We start from the raw sequence: 6303 nt of genomic DNA, 5'->3' as shown, positions 1-6303 counted from the left end.
CCCCCCCCCCGCCCCGGCCCGCGGCGCCGGGTGTCCGACTCCCACTATATAATCAGCTCCCCGCCCGGGCCCCCCTCGCCCCCCCACTACAGCCCCCCTCTCCCGAGGGGAGAGGGGCTAAAGGTCAAGCGATCAGCGATCGCTCTTCATGTATTGCAGGAACGGGTCGTTCTTGTCGAGCACGATCACGCCGTTGCCGTCGGTCATCGAGGCGCGGTAGGCCTCCAGGCTGCGGTAGAAGGCGTAGAACGACGGGTCAGCCGAACCGGCCTTGCCGTAGATCGACGCGGCCTGGGCATCGCCCTCACCGCGCAGCTGCTGCGCATCACGTTCGGCTTCGGCCACGATCACGGTGCTTTCGCGGTCGGCCTGGGCGCGGATGGTCAGCGACTGCTCCTCACCCTCGGCGCGCAGCTTGGCGGCCTCCTGCTTACGCTGGGCGCGCATGCGCTCGTAGACGTCGGCAATCACCTGGCTGTCGGTCGGCAGGTCGATCTGCTTGATGCGCAGGTCGATGATCTCCATGCCCAAGGCAGCAATCGCCTCGTTGATCGACTTCAGCTGACCGGCAATCAACTCGCCACGGTCACCGGACACCAGTGCCTGCAAGGTGCGCGAGTTGATCTGGTTACGCAGCGAGTCGGTGATGATCGGTGCGAGGCGGGCGTTGACGATCTTGCTGTCGCCGCCGGTGGCGCGGTAGTAGGCGCGCACGTCGGAGATCCGGCCAATGGCGAAGAAGTCGACGCTGACGTCCTTCTGCTCGGCAGTGAAGTAACGCGCCGGGGCGGTGTCCAGCACCTGGAAGCGACGGTCGAACACGCGCACGGTTTCAACCAGCGGCACCTTGAAGTGCAGGCCAGGCTTGATGTCGGCACGCACCACCTTGCCCAGGTTGAGCACCATGGCGGTCTGGTCTTCGCGAACCACATAGACCGAACCCAACAGGCCCAGCAACACCGCGACGAGTACGCCGATAACGACTGAATTTTTCATCGGCCGGCCTCCTCACGCGATGCCGAGCGCGAGACCGAACGGTCCGCGTTGCGAATACTGTCGGTCGCTGCCGGCAAGGCCGGTGCCACCATTTCCGGAGTCAGCTGCGGGGCGTTGCCGGTCTTGCTGGCATCGGCCGGCATCGGCACGTAGATCAGCTGGCGGCCGTCACCACCGATGACCTTGCGGTTCTCGGCCAGCACCTGCTGCACGGTTTCCAGCCACAGGCGCTTGCGGGTGACTTCCGGCGCGTTCTTGTACTCCCCCTGCAACAGGGTGAAGCGGCGGGCGTCACCTTCGGCGCGGGCGACGATGGCCTGCTTGTAGCCTTCGGCGGTGGTACGGGCACGCGAGGCCTGGCCGCGCGCTTCGGGTACAACCTTGGCGGCGTAAGCCTGGGCTTCGTTGATCAAACGCTCCTTGACCTGCTGGGCACCGTTGACCTCGTCGAAGGCCGGCTTCACTTCTTCCGGCGGACGCGCATCGGGCAGGGTCAGGCCGGTCACACTGAGGCCGGTCTTGTAGGTCTTCAGCGAGGCCTGCAGGCGCTGCTCGGCGACCACGGCCAGCGGGCCACGGTTGTTCAGCACGGTATTCAGGTCGGCGCGGCCGACCTGCTCACGCACGGCGCTCTGCGCGGACTGTTCCAGCATCTGGTCGGCATCAACCGTACCGAACAGGTACTCGCGCGGGTCGTCCACGCGGTACTGCACGTTGACCGACACATTGACGATGTTCTCGTCCCGGGTCAGCACCGGCACGTTGCTGCTGAAAGTCTTGATCTGGGTCGCATTGACCTTGACCACCGATTCCAGCGGCCACGGCAGCTTGAAGTTGGGGCCCGGCTGCAGGATGCGCGAGTACTCGCCGAAGCGCAGGACCACACCGCGCTGCTGTTCGCCGATCAGCTGGAAGCTGGAGAACAACAACAGCAGAGCCAACGCGACCAGCACCCAGCGCCAGATACCGCCATCAAACAGGTCGCGCAGCGGTCCGGGCAGTCCACCACCCCAACCTCCGCCATTGCCGCCACGTGGCGTACGCGGCGCGCGGTTGTTGTCCGCACCACCACCGCTGTTGCCGCCGGGTGTATTCCAGGCCATGCATGCTCCATCTGTAAGGGCCAGGCTGCGGGGGCTCCCGCCGAGGACCTGACCATCTATCGAATCCCGATTCTAACAAGGCAGACTCTGAACAGGTTCGGGGCTACCTGAACGGAACGTTTTGCCCGCCAATCAGCTAGTCAGGCAGCTGATCCAGCGGTGCGAGCCCCAGCCAAGACGGGCCCCGCGGTATCCGTGCAGGCCCCTCCCGGCACCTGCTCTAAATAGGAATAAGGGCAGACCCGCCTTTTCACAACAGTTATGGTTGCACTCCCCCGTTCCGACGCAGGCCTACCGATGTCCCCTACCGCCCCGTTCACCGCCTTCCGCATCCACAACGACGACGCGGGCTACCGCAGCGGTCCTGAACAAGTGGACCTGGACCAGCTGAGCCCGGGCGAGGTGGTGATCCGCGCCCGCTGGTCGTCGGTCAATTACAAGGACGCGCTGGCCGGTACCGGCAAGGGCAAGATCCTGCGCCGCTTCCCGCTGGTCGGCGGTATCGACGTGGCCGGCGAGGTTGTCGCCTCCAGCGACCCGGTCTTCCGTGAAGGCGACCAGGTGCTGACCACCGGCTGCGGCCTGAGCGAAACCCGTGACGGCGGCTACAGCCAGTACGTGCGCCTGGAATCCAGGTGGGTGATCCCGCTGCCGGCACAGCTCAGCCTGCGCGAGGCCATGGTGCTGGGCACGGCCGGTTTCACCGCCGCACTGGCACTGCTGCGCATGACCGACAACCGGCAGACGCCTGCCCATGGCCCGCTGGCCGTCACCGGTGCCACCGGCGGCGTCGGCTCGCTGGCGGTGGACATCTTCAGCCAGGCTGGCTACGAGGTGCATGCCATCAGCGGCAAGGCCGAGGCGGCCGACTACCTGACCGCGATCGGTGCCAGCCAGATCCTCGGCCGCGATGCGCTGGCCACCACCCGGCCCATGGAATCAGCCCGCTTCGGCGGCGGCCTGGACAATGTCGGCGGCAGCATGCTGACCAGCCTGCTGGCGCAGACCAGCCCTTATGGCAACGTGGCATCGGCCGGCTTGGCCGCCTCCGGCGAGCTGGACATGACAGTGATGCCCTTCATCATCCGCGGCGTCTCCCTGCTCGGCGTGGCTTCGGCCGGAACTGCCCGCGACATCCGCGAGCAGGTCTGGCAGCGCCTGGGCAGCGACTGGAAGCCGCGTCACCTGGACCGCATCTGTACCCGCGAAGTGGGCCTGGATGGCCTGCCCGAGGTGTTCGCCACGATGCTGGAAGGCAAATCCTTCGGCCGTACCGTCGTAAGAATTGATTGACGGCAGTCACATGAACTTCCCCGGCGTGAAGGCAGCGACTTCACGCCGGCGGCGCGCCAGCACTACACTGCCGCTACTACTTGGGGAAAAACATGGCGCGTATCCTGATCGTCGACGATTCACCATCGCAGTTGATGGGCATCCAGCGCATTGTGGAAAAGCTGGGGCATGAGATTTTCACCGCAACTGATGGCGCCTCTGGGGTGGAGGTTGCCAAGCAGGTGCTGCCGGACCTGGTGCTGATGGACGTGGTGATGCCGAACCTCAACGGGTTCCAGGCAACGCGCACGCTCAAGCGCGAGGCGACCACGCAGCACATCCCGGTGATCCTGGTGACCACCAAGGATCAGGACACTGATCGCTTGTGGGGCATGCGCCAGGGGGCGAAGGCGTACATCACCAAACCGTTTACCGAAGACGACCTGTCGGCGGTGATCGCGCAGGTGTTCAGTGCCGAGGCGCCGCCGGTTGGGTGAGATGGCTTTCTTGGGGAAAGCTTTTTGAAAGGCGGGCTTTGCCCGCCTTTCTTGTTTTTGGGTGTTGGGTTTGCGTTGGGTTTGCTTTGGGTTTGCTAGCTAGAAGCTTCCCCTCACCCCAACCCCTCTCCCGCAGGCGGGAGAGGGGCTCGGATTGCTTGCGCTCGTAGTGCACTGGCAGCCCCGCATTGCTAGCCCCTCTCCCGCGTGCGGGAGAGGGGTTGGGGTGAGGGGAAGCTCCTGGCCAAAAATCCCAGCCAAAGAAAAAAGAAAAGCGGGCAAAGCCCGCTTCTCTTCAGCTGCAACAGCGCGAACCAAGCCGCGCTCAGTCCTCGCCAAACGCCTTGGCCAGGTCCTTGTACGCCTTGCGCTGGGCTTCGTTGCTCGCTACCGGCGCAATCACTTCCAGCTCCACGATCTGGTCACCATCCGGGCTGCCGGGCAAGCCTCGACCGCGCAGGCGCAGCTTGCGGCCGCTGTCCGAATCGGCCGGCACCTTCAGCTCCACCGCGCCACCCAACGTCGGCACGCTGATGCTGGTACCCAAGGCGGCCTGCCAGGGCGTCACCTGCAGCGTGTAAAGAATATTGCGGCCATCCACCTCGAACTGCGGATGCGAGGCGTACTCCACCTCCAGCATCAGGTTGCCGCCGCCACTGCCCTGCCCGCTCAGGCGGATCACCTGGCCCGGGCGGATGCCCTTGGGGACGCGCACGTCGAGCTGGCGACCGTCCACGGTGATGCGCAGGCTGTCGCCACTGTAAGCAGCCTCCAGCGGTACCGACAGCTTGGCGCGGGTATCGCGCATCGGCTGCGGGCCGGCACCACCGAAACCCGGGCCCGGGCGACGTCCACCGGCACCTGCGCCACCGCGCTGACGGGCAAACAGGCTCTCGAAGAAATCGCTGAAGCCGCCATTGGCGTTGCCACCGCCGAACACTTCCTCGAAATCAAAGCCCTGCCCGCCGCCAAAGCCCGGCGGTGCATTGAATTCCTCGCCAGGGCGATAGCCCTGCGCGCGCAGCTGGTCATAGGCCTTGCGCTTGGCTGGATCGCGCAGCGCCTCATAAGCCTCATTGACCGCCTTGAATTTCTCCTCAGCGCCGGCTTCCTTGCTTACGTCCGGGTGGTACTTGCGCGCCAACCGACGGTAGGCCGTCTTGATCTCGGCATCACCGGCGCTGGGTTCAACCCCAAGCGTGGCGTAGTAATCCTTGAATTCCATCCTCACACCTCTGAAAAAAAGCTGGCCCGACACCTTGCGGCAACGGGCCATCGTGCAATCGGCAAGCACCGTGGCCCCATTCTACCGGGCCACGGTGCCTGCGCAGGTGGAAGTTCGCTCACGCCGTCAGGCGCTGGGCTGGCCCTGCACCACCTGGATGCGGCGCGGTGCCGCCTCGCTGCGCTTGGGAATGCGCACTTCCAATACGCCATTGTGGCTATGGGCCACGATGCCCTCGGCATCGGCGCTGTCAGGCAGCACGAAACGGCGGTTGAAGGCACCCTGGGCGCGTTCACTGCGGGTCAGACGCTGGCCTTCAGCCAGCTCAGGCGCGCTGCGCTGGCCGCTGATGGTCAACACGCCCTTTTCCATCTGCACGTCGATGCTGGAAGCATCCACGCCGGGCAGGTCTGCCGAAACAACGAACCGGCCAGTTTCCTCGCGGATATCGACCGCAGGCACCCAGGCTGACGCGCTGCTGTTGGTGACGGTTTCAAGCAATGGCGACAACAACTGATGAATCTCGGACTGGGTCGGCCACTGGCGGTAACGTACGATGCTCATGATGTCCTCCTGCAAGATATGGGGACTGGCATGCCGGAATGGCGCTGCCTTTCCCATGCACACGACGTATTGTGTGAAGACCGCCTTTTCAAGCTGTTGACGCGGTGCTTCCACCGTCTCTTTAAACTTCAATTCAGCCTAGGAGTCCTGCATGTCCATCAACGTTGGCGACCGCATCCCTGAAGTCACTCTCAAGCGTCTGCGCGAAGGGCTGGAAACGATCGACACCCACGCATTGTTCGATGGCCGCAAGGCGGTGCTGTTCGCCGTGCCCGGCGCATTCACCCCGACCTGCTCGGCCCGCCACCTGCCCGGTTATGTCGAGCATTTCGAGGATTTCCGTAACCGCGGTATTGAAGTGTTCTGCATGGCGGTCAACGACCCGTTCGTGATGCAGGCCTGGGCCAAGAGCCAATCAGTGCCCGATGGATTGCAGATGCTGTCCGACGGCAATGGCGATTTCACCCGCGCACTGGGCCTGGAAATGGATGCCAGCGCGTCCGGCATGGGCATCCGTTCGCGTCGTTTTGCGCTGTACATCGAGAACGGCGTGGTCCGCGCAACCTACATCGAACAGCCGGGACAATTCGAGGTATCCGGGGCCGAGCATGTGCTCGCCCATCTCCCCACCTAGGGGTTCAATAGA

The 6303-nt window shown here is 64.6% G+C and carries 7 protein-coding genes; 3 read left to right on the top strand and 4 right to left on the bottom strand.

Features of this window, described 5'->3' with window-relative positions; translation table 11 throughout:
• Window positions 1–132 precede the first annotated feature (132 nt).
• Together hflC and hflK are read right to left on the bottom strand one after the other, a co-directional pair.
• On the bottom strand, window positions 133–996 hold the full coding sequence (gene hflC, locus AC1VWL_RS12435) for a protease modulator HflC (protein WP_282265868.1): 864 nt from the start codon (window positions 994–996) through the stop codon (window positions 133–135).
• Window positions 993–2099, bottom strand: a complete 1107-nt coding sequence (gene hflK / locus AC1VWL_RS12430) for an FtsH protease activity modulator HflK (RefSeq protein WP_296253517.1) — start codon at window positions 2097–2099, stop codon at window positions 993–995. Before hflK ends, hflC begins: the two co-directional genes overlap by 4 nt.
• Window positions 2100–2396: 297 nt before the next feature.
• On the opposite strand from hflK, the gene AC1VWL_RS12425 reads away from it, so the two are divergent.
• Together AC1VWL_RS12425 and pilH are read left to right on the top strand one after the other, a co-directional pair.
• A complete protein-coding gene (locus tag AC1VWL_RS12425) occupies window positions 2397–3392 on the top strand; it encodes a YhdH/YhfP family quinone oxidoreductase (protein ID WP_481615749.1) in 996 nt (331 codons plus the stop codon).
• Window positions 3393–3484: 92 nt separating this feature from the next.
• Entirely contained in the window at window positions 3485–3868 is a 384-nt protein-coding gene (pilH, locus tag AC1VWL_RS12420; protein WP_062166594.1) for a twitching motility response regulator PilH, read from the top strand.
• Window positions 3869–4193: 325 nt separating this feature from the next.
• Here the strand turns inward: pilH and AC1VWL_RS12415 are convergent, their stop codons facing one another.
• On the bottom strand, window positions 4194–5093 hold the full coding sequence (locus tag AC1VWL_RS12415; RefSeq protein ID WP_482986894.1) for a DnaJ C-terminal domain-containing protein: 900 nt from the start codon (window positions 5091–5093) through the stop codon (window positions 4194–4196).
• Window positions 5094–5219: 126 nt separating this feature from the next.
• Complete coding sequence (locus AC1VWL_RS12410; RefSeq protein WP_296253511.1) at window positions 5220–5657, bottom strand: Hsp20/alpha crystallin family protein; 438 nt, start codon at window positions 5655–5657, stop codon at window positions 5220–5222.
• A 151-nt stretch (window positions 5658–5808) separates the two neighbouring features.
• Here AC1VWL_RS12410 and AC1VWL_RS12405 point away from each other — a divergent pair, with 151 nt between their 5' ends.
• Window positions 5809–6291, top strand: a complete 483-nt coding sequence (locus AC1VWL_RS12405) for a redoxin family protein (protein ID WP_481534261.1) — start codon at window positions 5809–5811, stop codon at window positions 6289–6291.
• The last annotated feature ends 12 nt before the right edge of the window (window positions 6292–6303 follow it).

The organism is Stenotrophomonas sp. STEN063 (assembly GCF_056854515.1).
This window is presented reverse-complemented; position numbering and strand designations above follow the sequence as displayed.